This is a genomic window from Chitinophaga agrisoli, assembly GCF_008386695.1.
Lineage (GTDB): Bacteria > Bacteroidota > Bacteroidia > Chitinophagales > Chitinophagaceae > Chitinophaga > Chitinophaga agrisoli.
The window spans coordinates 2855578-2877886 of the sequence record NZ_VUOC01000004.1 but is presented as its reverse complement, the minus strand read 5'-3'; the positions used below and the strand labels follow the sequence as shown (position 1 = coordinate 2877886).

The 22309-nt window shown below is 49.7% G+C and carries 17 protein-coding genes; 11 read left to right on the top strand and 6 right to left on the bottom strand.

Annotated elements, in window-relative coordinates; all coding sequences use genetic code 11:
- Positions 1-57 precede the first annotated feature (57 nt).
- Positions 58-4845 carry a PKD domain-containing protein gene (locus tag F0L74_RS33945; RefSeq protein ID WP_306462955.1) on the bottom strand — a complete coding sequence of 1596 codons (4788 nt, stop codon included), beginning with the start codon at positions 4843-4845 and terminating at the stop codon, positions 58-60.
- Positions 4846-5098: 253 nt separating this feature from the next.
- On the opposite strand from F0L74_RS33945, the gene F0L74_RS30455 reads away from it, so the two are divergent.
- Positions 5099-5788, top strand: coding sequence for a rhodanese-like domain-containing protein (locus tag F0L74_RS30455; RefSeq protein WP_149841654.1), 690 nt, complete (start codon positions 5099-5101; stop codon positions 5786-5788).
- 155 nt (positions 5789-5943) lie between these two features.
- Here F0L74_RS30455 and F0L74_RS30450 read toward each other — a convergent pair whose 3' ends face one another.
- Complete coding sequence (locus F0L74_RS30450; RefSeq protein WP_149841653.1) at positions 5944-7455, bottom strand: carboxypeptidase M32; 1512 nt, start codon at positions 7453-7455, stop codon at positions 5944-5946.
- Between the two features lie 345 nt (positions 7456-7800).
- Here F0L74_RS30450 and F0L74_RS30445 point away from each other — a divergent pair, with 345 nt between their 5' ends.
- The 5 genes from F0L74_RS30445 (at position 7801) to F0L74_RS30425 (ending at position 14179) form a co-directional block, all read left to right on the top strand.
- Positions 7801-8895: a Nif3-like dinuclear metal center hexameric protein gene (locus F0L74_RS30445; RefSeq protein WP_149841652.1), complete on the top strand. Its 1095-nt coding sequence runs from the start codon at positions 7801-7803 to the stop codon at positions 8893-8895.
- Between the two features lie 7 nt (positions 8896-8902).
- Complete coding sequence (locus F0L74_RS30440) at positions 8903-9655, top strand: zinc ribbon domain-containing protein (RefSeq protein WP_149841651.1); 753 nt, start codon at positions 8903-8905, stop codon at positions 9653-9655.
- Positions 9656-9800: 145 nt separating this feature from the next.
- Complete coding sequence (locus tag F0L74_RS30435) at positions 9801-11279, top strand: tetratricopeptide repeat protein (RefSeq protein WP_188316232.1); 1479 nt, start codon at positions 9801-9803, stop codon at positions 11277-11279.
- Positions 11280-11579: 300 nt separating this feature from the next.
- Positions 11580-13232, top strand: a complete 1653-nt coding sequence (gene recN, locus F0L74_RS30430) for a DNA repair protein RecN (RefSeq protein WP_149841649.1) — start codon at positions 11580-11582, stop codon at positions 13230-13232.
- Positions 13233-13366: 134 nt separating this feature from the next.
- On the top strand, positions 13367-14179 hold the full coding sequence (locus F0L74_RS30425; protein WP_149841648.1) for an enoyl-ACP reductase FabI: 813 nt from the start codon (positions 13367-13369) through the stop codon (positions 14177-14179).
- Between the two features lie 126 nt (positions 14180-14305).
- Here F0L74_RS30425 and F0L74_RS30420 read toward each other — a convergent pair whose 3' ends face one another.
- Positions 14306-14527 carry a DUF2795 domain-containing protein gene (locus tag F0L74_RS30420; protein ID WP_012794455.1) on the bottom strand — a complete coding sequence of 74 codons (222 nt, stop codon included), beginning with the start codon at positions 14525-14527 and terminating at the stop codon, positions 14306-14308.
- Positions 14528-14628: 101 nt separating this feature from the next.
- Here F0L74_RS30420 and F0L74_RS30415 point away from each other — a divergent pair, with 101 nt between their 5' ends.
- Positions 14629-15282: an ABC transporter ATP-binding protein gene (locus F0L74_RS30415; protein WP_149841647.1), complete on the top strand. Its 654-nt coding sequence runs from the start codon at positions 14629-14631 to the stop codon at positions 15280-15282.
- A gap of 158 nt (positions 15283-15440) precedes the next feature.
- Here F0L74_RS30415 and F0L74_RS30410 read toward each other — a convergent pair whose 3' ends face one another.
- The 3 genes from F0L74_RS30410 to gatC are packed head-to-tail and all read right to left on the bottom strand — an operon-like array spanning position 15441 to position 17067.
- Positions 15441-16043, bottom strand: coding sequence for a cob(I)yrinic acid a,c-diamide adenosyltransferase (locus F0L74_RS30410; RefSeq protein ID WP_149841646.1), 603 nt, complete (start codon positions 16041-16043; stop codon positions 15441-15443).
- A 23-nt stretch (positions 16044-16066) separates the two neighbouring features.
- Positions 16067-16786 carry an ABC transporter ATP-binding protein gene (locus tag F0L74_RS30405; protein ID WP_149841645.1) on the bottom strand — a complete coding sequence of 240 codons (720 nt, stop codon included), beginning with the start codon at positions 16784-16786 and terminating at the stop codon, positions 16067-16069.
- A gap of 8 nt (positions 16787-16794) precedes the next feature.
- Entirely contained in the window at positions 16795-17067 is a 273-nt protein-coding gene (gene gatC, locus F0L74_RS30400) for an Asp-tRNA(Asn)/Glu-tRNA(Gln) amidotransferase subunit GatC (RefSeq protein WP_246197861.1), read from the bottom strand.
- A gap of 115 nt (positions 17068-17182) precedes the next feature.
- Between gatC and trpS the strand changes: the two genes are divergently transcribed.
- The 4 genes from trpS to F0L74_RS30380 all read left to right on the top strand — a co-directional run bounded on the left by trpS (position 17183) and on the right by F0L74_RS30380 (position 22176).
- Complete coding sequence (gene trpS / locus F0L74_RS30395; protein ID WP_149841643.1) at positions 17183-18193, top strand: tryptophan--tRNA ligase; 1011 nt, start codon at positions 17183-17185, stop codon at positions 18191-18193.
- A gap of 351 nt (positions 18194-18544) precedes the next feature.
- Entirely contained in the window at positions 18545-19180 is a 636-nt protein-coding gene (locus F0L74_RS30390; RefSeq protein ID WP_149841642.1) for a deoxynucleoside kinase, read from the top strand.
- A gap of 132 nt (positions 19181-19312) precedes the next feature.
- The gene (locus F0L74_RS30385) at positions 19313-20128 is read left to right on the top strand and encodes a hypothetical protein (RefSeq protein WP_149841641.1); all 816 of its coding nucleotides are present in this window, start codon (positions 19313-19315) and stop codon (positions 20126-20128) included.
- Positions 20125-22176 carry a ComEA family DNA-binding protein gene (locus F0L74_RS30380; protein WP_149841640.1) on the top strand — a complete coding sequence of 684 codons (2052 nt, stop codon included), beginning with the start codon at positions 20125-20127 and terminating at the stop codon, positions 22174-22176. Before F0L74_RS30385 ends, F0L74_RS30380 begins: the two co-directional genes overlap by 4 nt.
- The last annotated feature ends 133 nt before the right edge of the window (positions 22177-22309 follow it).

Below are 22309 nucleotides of genomic sequence, written 5' to 3'. Positions count from 1 at the left end.
TTTGGTTACCAGCAATTACTGCTACAACCAAAGGCTGATCATCTGGTATAAAAGCGGTTACCTCAGTAAGGTCACATTCCCCTTCAGTGTATAGGTCTCATTGGTATCGCACATCATTTCCGCATAATAAATAAACACATCCGGGTTCAGGAGCACGCCTTTGTAGCGGCCATCCCAGCCGGTGGAGATATCTTCCGTATTGATATCATTGCGTTCAAACACCAGCTCGCCCCAGCGGTTAAAGATGCGGAACACCTTCACGTTCTTCACGCCACGGCCCCGGATGTAGAATATATCATTCTGGCCATCGCCGTTGGGGCTAAAGGTATTTGGCAGGAATACGGAGCTGGAAAGACATACCAGCTTGATATTCACATCGTCTATGCTTACGCAGCTATATTGATTGGTAGCGGTTACATGGTAGGTCATGGTTTCTTTTGGCAGGACCAGTGGCGTGAGGCAATCCGTACAGCTCAGGTAAGTGGCGGGCTGCCATTGTACGCTGGTCACATCCGGGCTGCTTTCGAGCTGCAGGTGTACCTCTGAGCCGGTGGCGACTACCTGGTCCGGGCCGGCATTGATGACCGGGGATGGGTTTACCGTTACGTTCACTGCGGTGGTATCGGTAAAGCAGGTATTATCGCCAAAGCCTATCACCTGGTAAGTGGTGGTAGCGGTGGGACTGGCCATAGGATCGGCAATGTCCGCGCGGTTAAGGCCGGTTTCCGGGATCCATTTATAACGGGTAGCCCCGCTGGCATGGAGCTGTACTTTTTTACCGGCGCAGATAGATACGTCTGAGGCGTTTACTACATGCGGCTGCGTAACGGTGACCGCTACATCCGCTTCGCGGGTACAGCCGGCCTCGTTCTCCGCCAGTACGTGATAGGTAGTATCACGGCTGGGGGTTATCCGCGGGTTAGGACTGCGGGGATCGGAGATTGCGTAGTCCGTCCAGGTCACTTCTGTACCGGCTGCCACGTTGGCCTGCAGCTCCAGCGACTGGCCCAGGCAGATGTTAGCCTGCGCCGGCCGGGGCGCCAGGGCTGGTATTTCCGCCACCCGTATAACGGTGCTGGCAGTATCCGGACAGGTGCCATCGCCATTAGTGATGGTGAGTATTACGTTGGTGAGGCCCGGCGTGTCGAAATTCAGGATAGGCGGCTCAACGGTCTCATATACACGGTTTGGGTCTATTTTCCACTGCCATTTGGTGCCCGGCAGCTGTTTGGTATCAAAACCCTGCAGCTTTACGGTACCGCCGGCGCATAGTGGCGGTATGGGCGTGATAGCGGCCTCCGGTGTGGGTGGTACTACGGTTGGTATAGTGATCTCGTTGGTACAGCCGTAGGAGCTGGTCACGAATAGCTTTACCGGGTAAGTGCCCACCTGGTCATACAGGAAACGGGGCGTGGGCACGTTGGCGGTGTCGTCCGTTCTGTCAGGAATACCGAAGTCCCATTTGTAAGTCATTGGCAGACCCAGGGAGTCCTGGGTGATGCTGATGCTTTTGTCGGTGAAGTACACATATCCGCCGTCGCAGGCCTGTTTAGGATCTATGGTAAAGCGGGCGGTTACCCGGTCTGCCACGATCTTATCATCACCCAAAGCCGGTACCTGACAGCCTTTGGCGTCTTCCAGGATCACGCGGGGGCGGTAAATGCCTTCTTTTGGATATTGATAGTCTGTAGTAGGTGTGGTAGTGATCACGATATGCCCATCATCAAAATCCCACAGGTATTTTACGGCGTTGCTGCTTTGGGCGGTCATGGATACTTTCAGCGGCCAGCAGCCCTCTGTGGGCGTGGCTTTCTGGGTACCGTCCGGGCCTTGTATGGTGAGTGATCTGGTGGCGGTGTCCACGCAGCCGCCATCTGTCATTACCCGCAGCGATACAGTATAGCTGCCAGGGCGGCTATAGGCGTGGCCGGGGGTAAGCTCCGGAGAGGTACTGCCATCGCCAAACTGCCAGGCCACATTATCATAATCAGAAGAGCTGTTGGTAAAGGGCACCAATACCGGCGGACAAGGCGCCAGGTCTGTAGGGAAGTTGAATGCTGCTTTGGGGTTGCGCACGGTAATAAGGTTGGGCGCATCCTGGCTGGCGGTACAGCCGTCTATATCGGTTACTGTGAGCTTGATGGTATATTGTCCAACGGCAGTATAGGTATGCTGTGGCGTGGCGTCTGTGCTGGTACCACCATCCCCGAAACTCCAGGCATAGGTAAGGCTTTTGCCAGTGGAGTTATTGGAGAAATTGAAGGTCTTATCCTGGCAGGCTTCCTGCCCCGGCACTACAATGTTCACGGCCACCTTGTTTACAATAGCCGGTTTTACGACGCTGGCTACACAGCCCAGACTATCCTTTACGGTTAATTTAACGCCATATGTAAGCATGTCCGGGAAGGTGTGTACGTAGTTGTTTGGTTTCTGCGTAACTGTGTCGGGGGAGCTGCCATCGCCAAAATCCCAGGTCCAGGAGACTAACCGGGTGGGGAATTTGGTAGTGGTAGCATCGGTGAAGGTGAAAGGTTTATCCTTACAATCGCCCGTAACGGTGAAATCCGGCGTAATACCGTTCACTGTAATAGTAAAAGGAGCGGAGGTTGTCACACAGCGGTTAAGATCCATGATAGTCAATGTGACCGGATAGGCGCCGGGCGACAGGAAAGTATGAAAGCCTGGTTCACGATCGGTAGACACGCTGCCATCGGCGAACGTCCATAGATAGCTGATGATCAGGTCCGGATCCAGCGGGCCGGCGAGACTGAATTTTACGGAATCGCCGGGGCATATGTTAGTAGTATCCGCAGTTATTACGGGGCGCTCATCAATGATGCGTACCTGCTGGGTTAGATTGGACGTACAACTGCCGTTGTCTACGGTTAGCTTTACCCAGTAGATGCCCGTTTTAAGGTAAGTATGTTTGGGATTCTGTTCGGTTGATGTAGTACCATCGCCAAACTCCCATAACCAGGATTTAGGGCCGGTGCTGGCGCCAAAATCAGACGCGTCATTAAACTGCCGGTCATATTTATTCACGCAGTCCGGCATTACATTAAAACGCGCTACCGGTGGATAGATCTCGATCAGGAGCGGTTTGGTAAGCGTATTGTAACAACCGTGGTTGATCACTGTCAGCGTTACATCATGCGTGCCTATCTGGTTAAACTGGTGGTTGGGATTTTCTGCGGATTCAGAACTGTTATCCTGCGGGAAGATCCAGAGCCACTCGGTGCCTCTTGGCACAGATTTATTAGTGAAATGGAAGATATCTGTCTGGCAGCCTTTGTAATGATCCACATCAAAATCCACTACTACTTTGGTGCCTGCTTCTATGCGCTGTGTGGCGGATACTTTACATCCGGCCTGTGTTTCGACCTCCAGTGTTACAATATAGTCACCTTCTTTGGTGTACTCGTGGCTGGGCGTCATCAGGTTAGAGGTAGTACCATCGCCAAAGTCCCAGCTATATTTCACTACGGGGTCCACACTGGTTACATAGGGAACGAAATTCACAGTAAAAGGGATACAACCGCCATTGGTACTCATGGTAAAGTTCACGGTTGGCACCTGGATCTGCACTAAACCTGTGGCGGTATCGGAACATCCGAAGGAGTTGGTGGCCTGTAGTTTTACCGGGAAATATCCTTCTGTAGTATAGCTATGCAGCGGGTTTTTACCGGTAGAGGTGCTGCCGTCTCCAAAGGTCCATGCCCAGGTGGTAGCATCTGTTGTCTGTGCCGTGAACTGCGTTTTGGATGGTACATGGCAATCCGGGTTAGGCGATACTGTAAATTTTACCGGTGGTAAAGGATTAATGTGGATCGTTTTGGTGACGGTTTCCTGGCAGTCTGTGCCTATGGCCGTCATCCGGATGGTGTAGTCACCCGGCTGATCAAAAGTGAAGGAGGTATTTACGCCGTTATGTACGCTGCCGTCGGGAAATTCCCAAAGGGCCGATACGGGCGCTGGTTTGGTATTATTTACCAGGTTGACCTCTGTTTTCGCACAGGCTTTACCATCCAGCGCAAAATCAGGCACCATCTTCATCACCTGTATGTAGGTGGGGGCGCTCAGCGTTTGCTTACAGCCGCCGGGCGCAGTAGCGGTAAGGGTAACATTAAAAGTGCCTTGTTTGGTATACACATGTTGCGGACTGGCGGTGGTACTGGTAGTACCATCACCAAAATCCCACAGGTAAGTCATGGCGGCGTTACTTATGATGGTGCTGGTATTGGAGAAATTAACCGTTAAAGGAGGGCTGCAGCTGCTGCGTTTATCTGCGGTGAAGCCTACCCTGGGCGCATCATTTACGGTTATCTGCTGGGTAGTGCCTGCGCTACAGCCAAAGCTGTTGATGACAATGATGGAGGCCACCTGGTTACCTCCCAGCGTATAGGTATGGGTAGCGGGGCTGCCGGTACCGTTAATGCCATCGCCAAAGTCCCAGGTAACGCTGGCAATGGCGCCATCGCCCGGGGTGCTCTTGTCTGTAAAGGTGACGGGGAGCGGCGCGCAACCGCTGGTGGCGGATGTAGTAAAGACCGGCGTGGGCTTTTTGTATACGGTCACTGTTTTATCTACTTTTACTACGCCATCCGGGTAGGTAGCGGTTAACGTTACCGTATATACGCCAGGTGTGTTAAAGATCCTGCCGGGGTCTGGGTCTGCCACATCGGCTCCTACGCCAAAGCTCCAGTTAAGAGAGGTCCAGCCGGATTCTGCATGGTTGGTGAACTGTACAGCCAGGGGCTCGCAACCGCTCCATTTACTGGCGTCAAAATCAACATGGTGTGTCTGAGCATTGGTGGAAAGTGTTGGGTACAAATAGAAAAACATCATGCAGGTAAATAGTCGCATGATAGACCATTGGCGCAACCAATGGCGGCATAGGTGTATTTGGTATTTCATTGGATAAGGAACCCGGTCCCTTCGGGATTGGATGAATTCAAAAATCGAATTAAAAATACTATAATTTGTAGAATTCATTGTTAATTATATCCAGGATATGGTAAGTCGCTCATCCACATGAATCCATTGTATAAACTTGTAAATCCCTATTTTGTTCATCAATTTTGTGAAAGAAAAGCAGGTTATGAGGAAACCATTTTATAAGCAATTGCTGACCACGGTATTAGCGTTGACCGCAGGTTTGTTAGCCAGGGCGCAACAGGTGGATGTAAACACCTTTGAAAAAGGATTGCAGCAGCCATCTGTACAGGTGTTTGATGTAAGAACGGCGCAGGAGTTCAATACCGGTCATTTATCCGATGCCTTACAGGCTGATTATACCAACAAGCCGGAATTTGCCCACCGGGTGCAGTACCTGGATAAGCAAAAACCCGTATATATCTACTGTCTTAGCGGCGGCCGTAGCAGCGCCGCGGCCAAATGGATGCGGGAAAACGGTTTTAAGGAAGTAGTGGAGATGGAGGGCGGTATCAACGCGTGGAAGCTGGCAGGTAAGCCCCTTACGGGTATTACAGCCGTAAAACAGCTGGAAGTAGCGGACTATCGGCAGTCCATTAGCCAGGGGCTGGTATTGGTGGATGTTGGCGCTGAATGGTGCCCGCCCTGCCGTACGATGGAGCCGGTGATAAAACAGTTCCTGGAGCAGCATCCGCAGGTGCGGCTGGTAAAGGTAGATGGCGGCCGTGACCAGGAGGTGATGAAGGTTGAAAAAGCAGGTACGTTGCCTACTTTTATTGCGTACAAGGATGGTAAAGAAACAGGCCGTAAGGAAGGCGTGGCGACGCTGAAGGAGTTGGAGCGCCTGGTGGAATAATGTGCAGATGTGCTAATGTGCAGATGTGCTCACGGGTCTGGCACAATTTATAAAGGCGGGTGAAAGTCAATGCCTGAGCCTTGCGAACCGGCATGGTTTATCCGCTGCATTACATTAGCACATTAGCACATTAGCACATTAGCACATCAGCACATTTAGAATCCGTAAATACCCTTATACTTCTCTGTGGCATACCGCAAAAAGTACTGGAAATCCAGTTTATTGCCTGTTACCTTTTCACATAACTCATTGGAGGTGTAAAACCTGCCGTACTGGTGGATCTGCTCACGCAGCCAGGCCAGCAGGGCAGTGTATTGTCCACCGGCTATCTGTTGGCTAAGGCCGGGCAATTGCTGTTGTGCGGCCGTAAAGAACTGTGCCGCGTAGAAGCTGCCCAGGGAGTAGGTGGGGAAATATCCAAAGCTGCCGTGTGACCAGTGTATATCCTGGAGGATGCCCTGCGTGTCATTGGGTACGTGCACGTGCAGGTAGTCCAGGTAATAGCGGTTCCATACCTGCTGCAGGTCTTTGGTGGTGTAAGTGCCTTCCAGTAATCCCTTTTCTATCTCATACCGGATCATTACATGGAAATGATAGGTGAGCTCATCCGCCTCTGTACGTATCAGGGAGGGCTGTACCTGGTTAATGCCTTTGTAGAAGCTATCCAACGGTACCTGTTGCAGGTTATCCGGGAAGATCTGTTGCACGCGTGGATAGTGGTGCTGCCAGAAGTCCAGGCTGCGGCCTACGTTGTTCTCCCACAGGCGTGATTGAGATTCGTGAATGCCCAGGCTGGCGGCTTCTCCGCAGGGAAGACCGTATTGCCCCATGGGCAGGCCCTGCTCATATAAAGCGTGGCCGCCTTCGTGAATGCAGCTCCACGTCATATTTCCAAAGTCCTTTTCATCGATACGGGTGGTTACGCGTACGTCCTGGGGGTTAAAGCTGGTGGTGAAGGGATGTTCTGAAACGTCCTGGCGGCCGGCTTCCATATCGTAACCCATCTCCTTTAGCAGGGCTATGCCCAGTTCCCATTGCTTATTGCGCTCATAGTGCAGGTGCAGGAAGTCCTTGTTTACCTGGGGGCGTTCTTCTATCTGGCGCAGCAGGGGGGTAAGGGCGGTTTTCACGGCATCAAACACGGTGTCCAGCATGGTGGTGGTGGCGCCTTTTTCAAATTCGTTCAACAGGGCGTTATAGGGGTGGCCTTCAAAACCCAGTATATGTGTTTCCTGTTTCTTGAGCTGGATCATCCTGGCCAGCATGGGCTCAAATTCCGCATAGTCGTTTGCCCTACGGGCCTTTAACCAGGTATGGTAACAGAGGTTGGTAGTCTGTGACAGGTCTGCCACGAAGCTGGCCGGGTATTTCTTGTTTTTCTCGTAATCCTCCTGCGACAGTTCCACGTTCTTGCGCTGCGTAGGGGTGAGGTCTGCCCGGGAGCGGAGCTCCTGCAGGGTATCGCCCAGTTCTGTGGCCGTGAACAGCTCATGGGCGATGGTAGAAAGGGTAGTGAGCTGTTGTCCCCTTAGCGGGGCCCCTTTTTCCGGCAAATAGGTTTCCTGATCCCATCCTAATACGGCCATGGCATTGCGTACATCGGCGATCTGCTCCATTTTTTCCGTAAAGGAGGAATAAAGTTCTTGGGTGGATTTATTAGCGATCATAAACGGCAAGTTATAAAAATGTGGGGAGGATCAGTGAAGTCAGCAGGGTGATGTTATATTATCTACGGAGCATACAGCAAGCAAAGTGCAAGCACGTGCAAGTCTACGTGGAGAAAAGGTGGACTTAAGGTGGACTTGATATGGAGTTGATGTGGGGTAAAATTGTATTAATGCAGGAGTTAATGTCCTCTTGTACCGGAAAAAACTTGACAGCGAGGAGTAATTAAAGCGCTTAAAGAGCTGATTTCTTATCCGGGAAGAAGTTTACAGTAAGATAGTCATTGTGTAGCGGAAGTGTTAGGTTCACGCCCTGAAAATTGCTGGCGAATCATTAATTTGCCCCGGATGAAGATCAAAGACGTCATAAACGCTATTGAGGCATTTGCTCCTCTGCAATATCAGGAAAATTATGATAATGCGGGTTTGTTATTTGGCCACCCGCAATGGGAGGTTACCAATGTACTGCTTACGCTGGACGCGACGGAAGCGGTGATAGATGAGGCCCTGGCCCGTAACTGTAACCTGGTGGTGGCCCATCACCCCATTGTATTTGGCGGGCTTAAAAAGATCAATGGCAGCAACTATGTGGAACGGGTGGCCATCAAGGCTATCAAACACGATATTGCTGTATACGCCGCTCATACCAACCTGGATAATGTGCGTAATGGCGTTTGTGATATGATGGGCCAGCGATTGGGGCTGCAGCAATGCCGGGTGCTGGTCCCCAAAAAGGAGCTGCTCAAGAAACTTTACACTTTTGTGCCCCATGCGGATGCTGAAAAGGTGCGGGCGGCCCTGTTTACCGCCGGGGCGGGCCATATTGGCAACTATAGCGAATGCAGCTTTAATGCGGATGGCAATGGCACTTTTAAGGCCGGCGCCGGCACTCACCCGTATGTGGGGCAGCAGGATCAGCGCCATACGGAGGCGGAAACCAAACTGGAGGTCATATTTCCCGCTTACCGGGAAGGGCAGGTGATACAGGCCCTGTTGCAAAACCATCCCTATGAGGAGGCGGCCTATGATATTATCCGGCTGGACAATGCTTATGATCAGGTTGGCTCCGGTCTCATTGGCGTTTTGCCGGAGGCCATGGAGGAAAAAGCGTTCCTGCAGCTGGTAAAAGAACGGTTCCAGACCGGTTGTGTGCGGTATACGCCCCTCCGGGGCAAACCGGTACAGCGGGTGGCCCTGTGTGGGGGCGCCGGCAGCTTTTTGTTGAAGCGGGCTGTAAGCGCCGGGGCAGACGCCTATATCTCTGCTGATTTCAAATATCATGAATTTTTTGATGCTGAAAATCAATTAATTGTAGCGGATGTGGGTCATTTTGAGAGTGAACAGTTCACGGTTGACTTATTTTACAATATTTTGACAGAGAATTTTCGTAATTTCGCGCCTCTTAAATCTACTATTCAAACAAATCCGGTAAATTATTTATAAAAATTATATGGCTACCGTAAAAGAATACTCCGTAGAAGAAAAATTATCCTCTGTACTCAAACTGCAGAAGATAGATTCCAAGCTTGACGAGATACAGGTATTGAAAGGGGAGTTGCCGATAGAAGTAAAGGACCTGGAAGATGAGGTGGAGGGGCTGAACACCCGTCTTTCTCATGTGGAAGACGAACTTAGAGGTATCCAGGACTTCATTGCTAACAAAAAAGCAGCTATCAAGGAGTCAGAAGCGTTGGTGAAGAAGTACGAGAAGCAGCAGGACAACGTAAAGAACAATCGCGAGTTTGAAGCGATCACCAAAGAAATTGAGATGCAGACGCTGGAGATCAAGCTGGCTGAGAAGCATATCAAGGACGCCAATGACGAAATAAAGGAGAAGACCCGTGCAGTGGAAGTGGCAAAAAAGGCCATCACTGATAAAGAAGGCAACCTGAAACACAAAAAGGGCGAGCTGGAGAAGATCATTGCAGAAACAGATAAGGAAGAACGCGCGATCCGCAAGCAAACAGAGGAAGCCCGCACTAAAGTGGAGCCCCGCCTGTTGTCTGCCTACGAAAAGATCCGCAAGAACTACCGTAACGGTCTGGCAGTGGTATCAGTTGAACGCGACTCCTGCGGCGGATGTTTTAACGCCATCCCCCCGCAACGCCAGGCAGAGATCCGTCAGCGTAAGAAGATCATCGTATGTGAGCACTGCGGCCGTATCCTCGTGGATAATGACCTGGATGCTACCGTAACCGCTTAATTGCTGCTTTTATCAGTCTTTGCAGACTGTCAATTTATAGTAAAGTCCCGTCCCGGTAATACCGGGAACGGGGCTTTTACTTTTTTATATATACGACCGTGCTGCTGACTGCGTTATTGGAATGGAATTTGAAATACTTTTGCGCATGCGCTTTTTCCTATCACTGCTTTTACTTAGTATATCTTTTACCGTTACCGCCCGTCAAAAGGGATATGATTTCAATGCCCGTTGCCAACAAGCCTACGAGGCTATTATGCAGCTACGTATTGATGATGGCAAAGCTTTACTGGAAGCGGAAAAGCGGGAGCATCCGGATAACCTGATCCCTTATTTCCTGGATAACTATGCGGATTTTTTCCCTTTATATTTTAATGAAGACCCGGCGCAGTATGCCGCTAAGAAAGACCAGCGGAATGCCCGGCTGGATATGATGGCGCAGGGGCCGGAAACCTCGCCTTACTATCTGTATACACAGGCTGCTATCAAGTTCCAATGGGCCATGGTGCGGATCAAATTCGGAGAGCGATGGGATGCTGCCTGGGAGATCCGGAAAGCCTATATGACGCTGAAGGATAACCAGCGTAAGTTTCCGCAGTTCCTGCCGAATAATATGCTTATAAGCGCCATGCAGACGGTGTTTGGTACTGTTCCGGAAGGCTATAAATGGGTGAGCAATATATTAGGTATGAAGGGCAGCGTTACGCAGGGGATGCAGACGCTGCAAGCCTTTATTGACAGCAATGACCCGCTGGCGCAGCTGTTCAGGCCTGAGGGATATTATTATTACTGTTATCTGAAGCTGATCACGGAAAATAATGCGGATGAGCTGTGGCAGTTCATCCAGCGTAAACAGCTGGATACCCATAATAACTACCTGTTTGCCATTATGGTGGCCAATCTCGCTGTAACCAAGCAAAAGGCCGATCTGGGTATTAAAGTGCTTTCAGACCGGAATACTTCCGGGCATTATGAGAACCTCGTATTCCAGGACTATCTAATGGGATTATTGAAACTGGCCCGGCAGGATGATGATGCGCATGTGTACCTGGAGCGGTTCGTTACTAATTTTAAAGGTAAATTCAATGTAAAGGAAGCCCTGCAGCGCCTTAGCTGGTATTATTACCTGCATGGCAATATGGAGGCGGCCAATAAGTACCGCAACATGATCTTAACCCGCGGTAATACAGAGATGGACGCCGATAAGCAGGCCCTGAAAGAGGCTAAAAGCGGTAAATGGCCGAATGTGCTGCTGCTGAAAGTACGCCTGCTGAGCGATGGCGGTTTCCTGACCGAAGCGCTGAAACAGCTGCAGGCCAAAAAGGCGGCAGATTTCCAGCCTATAGAAGAAAAAGTAGAATATGCCTACCGGATGGGCCGGATCTATGATGAAATGGGCCAGGATGATAAAGCTATTCCTATGTATGAGGCTACGATAAAGGTAGGCGCCAACCGCCCGGAGTATTTTGCCGCCAGGGCTGCCCTGCAGATGGGGTATATCTACGAAAAACGTAATGATAAGGCCAAAGCCCGTGAATGTTATCAGAACTGTCTGAATATGGAGGGGCATGATTATAAGAATTCGCTGGATCAGAAGGCAAAGGCGGGGCTGCAGCGGGTGGGATGATGTGTGGATGTGCAAATGCGCAGATGTAGGAATGACAGGATGCAGGATGTGAAATAAATAGATATACGAATTTGCAGGCGTAACGATGTGTAGATGAAGCGACTGTGCAGATATGTGGTTGGGCAGCTATTCCGCTGGGAAGCAGTACGCAAATACATCTCGTTGCCGCCCGGTTACTTTGCGCAGCGCCATCTACCGGCCGGTATGGGGCATACGTGAATCGGAGATTGTGCATAACTTCTATGTAAAAATTCAGGCTTTTAATTTTAATTCGTACCACCAGTAACACAAACTCCCTATATGTTACAAAGACTAATTGTTAAGAATTACGCGATCATTGATCATCTGGAAGTAGATTTTTCCGGTAACCTGAACATTATCACAGGTGAAACGGGCGCCGGCAAATCCATCCTGATGGGGGCTTTATCTTTAGTATTAGGGGAAAGGGCCGACCCGGGCGTGCTGTTTGATAAAGAAGGCAAATGTGTGGTGGAAGGCATATTCCGGGTAAAGAACGCCCAGGTGGCAGACTTTTTCCAGCAGCATGAGCTGGACCTGGAAGACACGCTGATCATCCGCCGGGAAGTAAGCGCCAATGGCAAATCCCGCGCGTTTGTAAACGACACGCCTGTAAATCTTACCCAGCTGATAGAATTAAGCGGCTACCTGGTAGACCTGCACCAACAGTTTGATACGCTGGAACTGGAAAAAAGCGATTTCCAGCGCAGGGTAGTGGACGCCCTGGTGAATGAACCGGAGCAAATGCAGCAATACCAGCTGGCCTGGCAGCGCTACAGCCATGTGACCCGTCAGCTGAAACAGCTGCAGGACCAACGGGACAGCGCCAATAAGGAGCTGGACTATAACAAATTCCTGCTGGATGAGCTGACAGATGCCGCTTTTGGTGAAAATGAGATCGAAGACCTGGATGCGGAGCTGAAAACCCTCACGCATGCGGAAGAGATCAAAAATACCCTTAACAGGGCCTGTTTTCAGTTAAAAGAAGACGAACAGCCGATCGTACAGCAGATCAAACAGCTGCAATCCGCCCTGCAAGGCCTGGCGGGTTTTCAGCAGGAGCTGCCTGCGATAGCGGAAAGGCTGCAATCTTCCTACCTGGAACTGCAGGATATTGCCGATGAACTGGAGCGCATCAACGACGGCATCCAGCACGATGCGAACCGTATAGAACAGGCGAACGAACGCCTGGCCACCGGTTATAAACTTCTCAAGAAACACGGCGTGCAAACCACCGCAGAGCTATTGGCTATAAAAGCCAGCCTGCAGGTAAAGGTAGAAAGCGCCCTGAATATGGATGAGCAGCTGGCTCAGCTGGAAATAGAGCAAAATACGCTGCAACAATCCCTGCAGGAGATGGCAGACGATATTACCACCCTGCGCACCCAGGAAGTGGTACCTTTTGAGGAACATGTGAACGCCCTGCTGAAACAGGTAGGGATGCCCAATGCGGTACTGAAAGTGAGTATTACGGCCGGTACCTTACAGCCCTGGGGACAGGACCAGATAGAGTTCCTGTTCGACGCCAATAAGAGCGGACAGTTTGCGCCTATACGCAAAGTAGCGTCCGGTGGGGAATTAAGCCGTCTGATGCTGTGTATCAAATCACTGGTGGCCCAGTCCGTAGCGCTGCCTACGCTTATATTTGACGAAATAGACACTGGTATTTCCGGTGAAGCCGCCCGCCAGGTAGGCGTGATCCTGAAGGATCTGGCGAACGCCCACCAGGTGATCTGTATCACCCACCAGCCGCAGATAGCCGGTAAAGCTGACGCCCATTACTTTGTGTACAAGGAGAACCGGGAGGGTAAAGTAACCACGGGCGTGCGCCTGCTTACGCAGGAAGAGCGTATTACTGCTATTGCCCAGATGCTGAGCGGGGAGAAGCCAACCGCCGCCGCGCTGGAAAATGCCCGGGAAATGGTGATGAACTGAAGGAAAGAGAACCAGCGGCTGGCATTCAGCCACTGGCTATTAAAGGTACGCTCCGGTGACCACCAAGAGTGGGTATACACTAGCAACTTATAACTAAAAACAACTATTTTTGCCGCAAATTAATTTTTGACCCAATGGCTCATAACTTATTACAAGGAAAGAAAGGTATCATATTCGGCGCGCTGGACGAGCATTCTCTGGCCTGGAGAACCGCTTTACGTTGTGTGGAAGAGGGCGCTCAGATTGTGCTTACCAACGCTCCCATTGCGCTGCGTATGGGGGAGATCAAAAAACTGGCTGAAACCTGCAACGCGCCGGTTATCCCGGCCGATGTTACCAATATGGACGATCTCAAGAATCTTTTTACCAAATCCATGGAACACTTTGGCGGTAAGATAGATTTTGTGCTCCACTCAGTAGGTATGGGTATGAACGTGCGTAAAGGCCGTTCCTATACCGATCTGGATTATGATTTCAATCACAAGACCTTTGACATATCTGCCATGTCCCTGCATCGCGTGCTGCAAACCGCTTACCAGATGGACGCCCTGAATGACTGGGCTTCTGTGGTAGCGCTTACTTATATTGCCGCACAGCGCGTATTCCCTGACTATAGCGAGATGGCGGACGCAAAAGCCCTGCTGGAGTCTATTTCCCGCAGCTTTGGCTACCATTATGGCATTCGTAATAAGGTACGTATCAACACCGTTTCCCAATCGCCCACCAAAACTACGGCAGGCAGCGGCGTAAAGGGTTTTGACGGCTTTATGTCCTATGCAGAGAAAATGAGCCCGCTGGGTAATGCTACGGCTGACCAGTGCGCCAACTATGTAGTAACGCTGTTCTCTGACCTGACCCGTATGGTAACCATGCAGAACCTGTTCCACGATGGCGGCTTCTCCTTTACCGGGGTATCAGCTGGCATTGTAGCACAAATGGAAAAATAAGCAGTAGTATATTCCTAATAAGGATAAAAAAATAAGCCGTCCCGTTCAAATTGCCGGGGCGGCTTAATTCTTTTTTTGAAAGGAGGGCGGATGCGAGAGGGTTAACAGCTGGATAATTTCCGTTATCTAATACTCGTCCTCATTAAAGAAGAAGTCGTCTTGGGACGGATAATCAGACCATATATCCTCTATCCCTTCGTAAATTTCACCCTCGTCCTCCAGTTCCTGCAAATTCTCAATAACTTCTATCGGTGCACCGGAACGGATGGCATAGTCTATTAGTTCGTCTTTCGTAGCTGGCCATGGAGCGTCCTCCAGGTATGAAGCTAATTCTAATGTCCAGTACATGTTATTAAAATTTTTACTGTCTTTAAATTTTCGCAAAAGTATTATTTAATTTGAAATAAACAACTATTACTATTTTAACGGTTAATTACTTTTCTTTGAGTATGTTAGTTGCTCGCAATCTTACCAAAAATTATTCCAACTTACAGGTGTTGAAAGGGGTAGACGTTACAGTGGGTAGGGGAGAAATTGTTACCATCGTTGGCTCCTCCGGGGCGGGTAAAAGCACTTTGCTGCATTTGCTGGGTACCCTGGATATCCCCTCTTCGGGGGAGGTGTGGCTGGAGGATGTAAACCTGACCACCCTCAGAGGCAATGCCCTGGCGGATTTCCGTAATAAGAATATTGGCTTTATTTTCCAGTTCCATCACTTGTTGCCGGAGTTTTCCGCCCTGGAAAATGTTTGTATCCCTGGTTTTATTGCGGGAACACCTAAAAAAGAAGTAAGGGAAAGGGCCCGTTTCCTGTTATCCACCCTGGGGCTGGAAAGCCGTGTAGATCATAAGCCTAATGAGCTTTCCGGTGGCGAACAGCAACGGGTAGCCGTAGCCAGGGCCCTGATCAATAGCCCCGCCATTGTGATGGCAGATGAGCCTACGGGTAACCTGGATTCTAAGAACGCAAGGGAATTGCACCAGCTTTTCCTGGAGTTACGGGATCAGTTCAAGCAGACTTTTATTATTGTGACGCATAATGAGGAATTGGCGCCGTTGAGCGATAGACAATTAGTGATGAAAGACGGGAAGATCATTAATTGAGGATGATTGGCGGTCTATAAATAAGTGATAAGGATTTATGTCTTCGTTGGGACACTGCGATATCCAATGGAGAACGTTTTACAAGCTATTTGCAGCTTCATTGCAGTATATATGGGGTGCGGGCATGGTACAGCAATTTCCTGCCGGTATAGCCCCCTTTACACCCTGGGTTGCCATTTCACTTCTTCCACTTGCAGCCGGTGGCCTATCCAGCGGGCCAGTACAAACAGGTAATCGCTCAAACGATTGATGTATTGCAGGATCAGGGGATCGATGAACAGTTCCAGCTCCTGCATGCCTACACAGAGGCGTTCTACGCGGCGGCATACACAGCGCGCCACATGGCAGGTAGATACAGCTATATGGCCGCCTGGCAGTACAAAAGCTTTCATTTCCGGTAACTCTTCGTTTAGCTGGTCCATGCTTTTTTCCAGCAGCAGCACGTCTTCCGGTTTAAGGTCCGGTATGCTCATTTTGGTTTCCTTTTCGGGATCGCAGGCCAGGGCGGCGCCTATGGTGAAGAGGCGGTCCTGTATTTCCTTTAAAAGCGCGTTGGTAGTGGCTGGGGTAGTAGCGGCATTAGCAGCTGTCATATTGCCGGCGTTGGCGGTAATATGGTCATTTACCAGGCCTATATAGGAGTTGAGCTCATCTATAGTGCCATATGTATCTATACGGATGTGACTTTTAGGAACCTTGGTGCCGCCAATAAGGGAGGTCTTGCCCTTATCGCCTGTTTTGGTGTAGATCTTGGATGCCATTTTAGAAGGATTGGCGGCCAGCGTTATTTGGAAGCCGCTGCCTGCAGGTATTTCTCGTTCAGTTTATCGGTTTCGATCAGGCCGTCGCGTAAGCGTACGATGCGGCGGGCATGATCGGCAATGTCTTCTTCATGGGTAACCAGCACTACGGTATTACCGGAGGAGTGGATCTGCCCAAAGATCTCCATGATCTCCACGGAAGTTTTGGTATCCAGGTTACCGGTAGGTTCGTCTGCCAGGATCAGGGAGGGCGTGTTCACCAATGCCCGGGCTATGGCCACACGCTGGCACTGGCCACCAGACAGCTCATTGGGCTTATGTTTGTAACGGTCGCCCAGGCCTACTTTCTTGATCACCTCCATGGCTCTCTCTTCCCTTTCTTTTTTGCTGATGCCTGCATAGATCAGGGGTACGGCTACGTTCTCCAGGGCGGAGAGGCGGGGCATGAGGTTAAACTGCTGGAATACAAAGCCTATTTCCTGGTTACGCACGCGGGCCAGCTCATTATCCTCCATTTTGCTTACATCATGTCCGCTGAGGATATATTTACCGCTGGTGGGAGAGTCGAGGCAGCCCAGCATATTCATGAGGGTGCTTTTACCGGAGCCGGAAGGGCCCATGAGGGCTACATATTCGTTCTTATTAATATCCAGGGATATGCCTTTCAGCACCGGCAGCTCATTACGGCCGATAAAATAGCTTTTACGGATATGTTCCAAATGGATGACGGACTCCGGGCGCATAGTACAGGTTATTTTTTAATGACTTTGGGTACTTTAAAGTACTGATCACTGGCGGCAGGGGCGTTCTGCAGCCCTTCTTCGCGGGTGATGGAAGGCACTACCTTATCTTCCCGGAACATGTTGTAATTCTCCGTTAAGAAAAGCAGGGGTTTAACATGTGTGGTATCCAGCTCATTCAGTTTTTCTACAAAGGTGATCATACGCTGCAGGTCATGCTGAATACCAGCCCTTTCCTGCTCGTTGAATTCCAGCCTTGCCAGGTCTGCTAGTTGTTGTACCAAAACATCATTTACTTCCATGATCAAATTAAATGAAAAGATATTGAAATATTAATGATAAATATGACAGCTCCTCAAAATTAGGGATAAATGGGGATTTATTATCTTGCACCCCGTTATGGCAACAGGAAAAGAAATAGTAGTAAGCGGGATACGCTCTACAGGATTTTTACATTTAGGGAATTATTTTGGCGCGATCCGTAATTATATCCGGATGCAGGAGGACTATAACTGCTACTTTTTTGTGGCAGACTGGCATTCGCTGACCACCCATCCGGATCCTAAAGACCTGCGTGGCAATGTGTTCCGCCTGCTGGCAGAAAATATTGCCTCCGGCCTGGACCCTGAAAAAGTGGCATTATATGCGCAGAGCGATGTGCCGGAAATTGCGGAATTGTACCTGTTGCTGAACATGCTGGCCTATAAAGGCGAGTTGGAGAAGGTACCTACGTTTAAAGATAAAGTACGTTTACAGCCCCAGAATGTAAACGCAGGGCTGCTTACCTACCCCGTGCTGATGAGCGCTGATATTCTGGTGCACCGGGCTATAAAAGTGCCGGTGGGCAAAGATCAGGAGCAGCACCTGGAGATGGCGCGTAATTTTGCGCAGCGTTTTAATACCCGTTACGGGGAAGAACTATTCCCTGAGCCGATAGCCTTTAATTTTGGCGATAACCTGGTAAGGATCCCCAGCCTGGATGGTACCGGCAAAATGAGTAAAAGTGAAAATGAAATGGCCACCCTGTATCTCAATGATACAGATGAGCTGATCCGGAAGAAGGTAATGAAGGCAAAAACTGATAGCGGGCCGGCAGAACCAGGCGCCCCCATGCCTGAAACCATTTCGAACCTTTTCCTGTTAATGCAATCAGTATCTGCCCCTGATGCGGTGGATAATTTCAGACTGGCGTATGAAAATCAGTCTATCCGTTACGGTGATATGAAAAAGCAGCTGGCAGAAGATATGGTGGCCTTTATAGCGCCTATCCGTGAAAAGGCGCAGGCATTGCAGCAGGATGTACCATATCTCCGTCGTATCCTGAAGGATGGGGCAGAAAAAGCGCGTGCAAGTGCGGCACAAACTTTGCAAGCAGCAAGGGCCCTGATAGGGATCAACTATTACCAGTAGGGTTACCGTCAGCTACTATCAGTAGGTAACCATTGGTTGCTATTGGTAGGTAACTATTGGTTGTTATCGGTAGGTAACTATTGGTTACTATCAACAGGATAACTACTGGTGACTATTGGGAGGGTAGCTAGTGGTTGCTATCGGCAAGATAACTACTGGTTACTATCAGCAGAATAACTACTGATTACTAATGGTACAGTGCCCACTAACGGTAGATAGCACAATAATTTTACATAAAAAAGCATTTATTTATGTGGTGATTTGTTAGCAAATCAACCAGTTTTATGTAAATTATATTTTCTATTGCATTTACGGCAGTTTACAGCTTATAAGACTTACCACAATTAACGCATGGCAAAACCAAACAAGATCAAGCACATTGCAATTGCGGGCAACATAGGCGCCGGCAAGACCACCCTGACGGAATTGCTGGCCAGGCATTACAAATGGGCGCCCCAGTTTGAAGATGTAGAGCATAATCCCTACCTGAACGATTTTTATGAAGACATGCCCCGCTGGTCCTTTAACCTGCAGGTATATTTCCTGCACGGCCGTTTAAAGCAGCTGCTGGAGATACAGAACGGCAAGGATACTGTTATACAGGACCGTACCATTTACGAGGATGCGCACATCTTTGCGCCTAACCTGTATGAGATGGGCCTTATGACCAAAAGGGATTTTGACAATTACTTCAATTTCTTTGAGACCCTGAAGTCGATGGTAAAGCCGCCGGACCTGCTTATTTACCTGCATGCTTCTGTGCCTACGCTGGTAGCCCAGATACAGAAACGCGGCAGGGAGTATGAAGAGAATATCCGGCTGGATTATCTGAAACGATTAAACGAATATTATAACAACTGGATTGAAAAGTACCAGGAAGGCCCCCTGCTGGTAATAGATATTGATAAGAACAAGTTTCCTGATAGCGAGGAAGATCTTGGTGAGATCATCTCCAGGATAGATTCGCAATTATATGGATTGTTCTGACCGGTTTTCTCTGTATATTAGTTATCTGAATTGTTCTCATTAGTTTTATCAATACATACGCCCCACTCTTTGTTGCAACGTTCCCTCAGAAAATAGTGTCACCAACCAACCATTTTATAAATGAGGACCCTCATGTGTACCGTTGTTTGCACCTTGGGCACGTTGTTGCTATATGCCCAATCCGTTTGGTTACCCGCAGGCCCGCAACAGGCCGTTGGCGCGTACAGCGTGCAATTTCAGCATGTGCTTACCGCACAGCATAACCAGGCCGGCCTGGCCCATCTTGATCATTTTACCGCAGGCGTGTATACGGAACGGCGCTTTATGCTGCAGGCACTGAACCTGTATACGGCGGCTGTGGCGTTGCCTACGGCATCCGGCACGTTTGGTTTATCTGTACAGCATTTTGGTTACAGCGCTTTTCAACAGCAGAAGCTGGGTTTTGCTTATGGCAGAACGCTGGGCAGTAAAGTAAGTATAGGCGTGCAGGCGGATTACCTGGCTATGTCTATGCAGCAGTATGGGCGTGCTGCGACGGTTAGTTTTGAAGCGGGATGTTTACTGCATATTACGCCGCAGCTGCATGCCGGTATACATGCTTTTAATCCGGCAGGGCAACAGCTATATAAAGACGCACAAGAGGCGATACCGGTGGTATACAGTGCAGGCGCGGGATATGAAGTGTCTCCGGACTTCCTGTTAAGCGCCTCCCTGATACGGGAAAGTGATCGCGGCCTTACTACCCGGCTGATGTGCGCGTACCGGGTAATGCCGCAGTTATCATTTCAGCTGGGCATTGCTACGGACCCGCAGCAGAGTGGCGGCGGCATCTCCTTTAGCTGGCAGGCCTTGCGTATATTCATTTCAGGCAGCTATCATCCGCAATTGGGTATTTCTCCGGCTACGGCAATTGTATGGCAGGTAAAGACTAAAAATCAACTGCCATGAATTGCATCTGTATTGTTTTAGCAGGGGCGCTGATATTGTGCTCCTGCAATTACTGCTATGGGCAACAGCCGGCAGAGATATTATCCGCAGCGGCGGAAGAACAGCTGGAGCATAATACCGTCAACCCGGAGGATGATACGCGTTGGCAGCAGCTGCAGGCATATGCCCGGCATAAAGTATCGCTGAACAGCGCGGATGCGGCTACTTTACAGTCATTGGGCATGTTAACGCCGCTGCAGGTAAATAACCTGCTTAGCTACCGCCGTTTACTGGGTGCATTTGTCAGCATCTATGAGCTGCAAGCTGTGCCTGGTTTTGATGAGGCGTTGATACGGCGGTTATTGCCATATGTTTCTACCGGTGATGGTTTGGCGCCGCAGTATAGTTTCCGGGATTATCTGCGTAAAGGACAGCATAGTTTATTGCTGCGATATGGCCGGCAACTGGAAACCGCCCGTGGTTATAAACGCGCGGATACTGTACCACCTCATTATGCCGGCACTCCGGATCAATTGTTGGTGCGTTACCGTTACAATTTTCCGCGATATGCCAGTTGGGGTATTACGATGGAAAAAGACGCCGGGGAACAGTTCTTCAAGGGGGCGCAGCAACAGGGCTTTGATTTTTATAGCATGCATTTATTCATCCGTAATTATAAAAACATCAAAGCGCTGGCCTTAGGTGATTTTACTGTGAATATGGGACAGGGGCTGTTGCAATGGCACTCGCTGGCATTTGGTAAAAGCGCGATCGTGATGCAGGTAAAGCGGGAAGGGGAGGTGTTGCGCCCGTATGTATCCAGCGGGGAGCATTATTTTTTCCGGGGTGCGGGTGTTACGCTACAGCAGGGCCATTGGCAGGCGACAGGTTTTGTATCATTGCGCCGGCTGGATGGGAATACGGGTGAATTGGACACGCTGGAGGCTGCGCCTTATATCAGTTCTTTTGTTACTAATGGTTATCACCGTACCGCTGTAGAAGCGGCCAAACGCGGTGCGGTGCAACAGCTTTCCGCAGGCGGTAATGCCGTTTATGATAATGGCAACTGGCGTATGGGGGTTAACGTGATACAACATCATTTTTCAACACCTATACTAAAGAATGATGCACCCTACAATCTGTTTGCGCCGGAAGGGAAGCAGCTGTTCAATACCAGTTTTGATTACAGCGGCAACTGGAAACAAGTACATTTTTTTGGCGAGCTGGCTACGGATGCGCATGGCCATATTGCTACGGTGAATGGCTTACTGACCAGTGTAGCGCCGGCGGCAGATGTGGCGCTGGTATACCGTTATTATGATAAACGTTATCAATCCTTATATAGTAATGCTTTTGGGAATAATTACCGGCCGGTGAATGAAAGCGGCTGGTATACGGCTATTACCCTGCGTTTAACGCCACAGCTAAGATGTGAGGGGTATGCTGATCTGTTCTGTTTTCCCTGGCTGAAATACCGTACCAATGCACCTTCTGCAGGGAATGAACTATTAGCTGCGCTTACCTATACACCGGATAAACACACGGAAGCGTTTATCCGCTACCGGCACCAGGCGGGTATGGAGAATGAGACAGGCGGGAGCCGTTATATAGCCGCGCCAGTGCGGGTAATTACCAATAGCTGGCGCTGCCAGGTGAGTTTGCCGCTCAGCGCACAATTGCAGCTGCGCAGCCGCCTGGAGTGGACTTATTACAGTAAGGCGTTTGCTAAACAACAGGGATGGTTATGTTACCAGGAGCTGCAATACCGTTTTACGTCGTTGCCGCTAAGGGCCTCTGGCCGTATTACCTGGTTTGGGGCAGGCGGGGCGGGCGCCACGATGTATGCGATAGAGAGCAGTATGTTAAGTAATTACAGTGTATCACAGCTAAGCGGGGAGGGGTGGCAGTATGCCATAAACCTGCGGTGGAATATTACCCGCCGGCTGGTATTGGGGATGAGATGGAGCCAGGCCATTTATGCCAATGCAGTGGCGGTTGGAAGCGGGTGGGATACTGTTGATGGCGGGCAAAAAACTGCTGTTCAATTGCAGTTACAACATCTATTTTAAGACAAAAACTTGTCTAGTTTGTTAAAATGTAAAAAATACGCAATGTTAATTTTTAGTGCTTAATTGAATGATTCTAAACATCTAAATGAATTAGAAATTAAAATATTCTTAATCAATTGTTAATTTTTTCTTG

Coding starts and splice junctions, on each gene's coding strand:
- F0L74_RS33945 (WP_306462955.1), bottom strand. CDS start 4,845: ATGATGTTTTTCTATTTGTACCCAACACTTTCCACCAATGCTCAGACA.
- F0L74_RS30455 (WP_149841654.1), top strand. CDS start 5,099: ATGAGGAAACCATTTTATAAGCAATTGCTGACCACGGTATTAGCGTTG.
- F0L74_RS30450 (WP_149841653.1), bottom strand. CDS start 7,455: ATGATCGCTAATAAATCCACCCAAGAACTTTATTCCTCCTTTACGGAA.
- F0L74_RS30445 (WP_149841652.1), top strand. CDS start 7,801: ATGAAGATCAAAGACGTCATAAACGCTATTGAGGCATTTGCTCCTCTG.
- F0L74_RS30440 (WP_149841651.1), top strand. CDS start 8,903: ATGGCTACCGTAAAAGAATACTCCGTAGAAGAAAAATTATCCTCTGTA.
- F0L74_RS30435 (WP_188316232.1), top strand. CDS start 9,801: ATGCGCTTTTTCCTATCACTGCTTTTACTTAGTATATCTTTTACCGTT.
- recN (WP_149841649.1), top strand. CDS start 11,580: ATGTTACAAAGACTAATTGTTAAGAATTACGCGATCATTGATCATCTG.
- F0L74_RS30425 (WP_149841648.1), top strand. CDS start 13,367: ATGGCTCATAACTTATTACAAGGAAAGAAAGGTATCATATTCGGCGCG.
- F0L74_RS30420 (WP_012794455.1), bottom strand. CDS start 14,527: ATGTACTGGACATTAGAATTAGCTTCATACCTGGAGGACGCTCCATGG.
- F0L74_RS30415 (WP_149841647.1), top strand. CDS start 14,629: ATGTTAGTTGCTCGCAATCTTACCAAAAATTATTCCAACTTACAGGTG.
- F0L74_RS30410 (WP_149841646.1), bottom strand. CDS start 16,043: ATGGCATCCAAGATCTACACCAAAACAGGCGATAAGGGCAAGACCTCC.
- F0L74_RS30405 (WP_149841645.1), bottom strand. CDS start 16,786: ATGCGCCCGGAGTCCGTCATCCATTTGGAACATATCCGTAAAAGCTAT.
- trpS (WP_149841643.1), top strand. CDS start 17,183: ATGGCAACAGGAAAAGAAATAGTAGTAAGCGGGATACGCTCTACAGGA.
- F0L74_RS30390 (WP_149841642.1), top strand. CDS start 18,545: ATGGCAAAACCAAACAAGATCAAGCACATTGCAATTGCGGGCAACATA.
- F0L74_RS30385 (WP_149841641.1), top strand. CDS start 19,313: ATGTGTACCGTTGTTTGCACCTTGGGCACGTTGTTGCTATATGCCCAA.
- F0L74_RS30380 (WP_149841640.1), top strand. CDS start 20,125: ATGAATTGCATCTGTATTGTTTTAGCAGGGGCGCTGATATTGTGCTCC.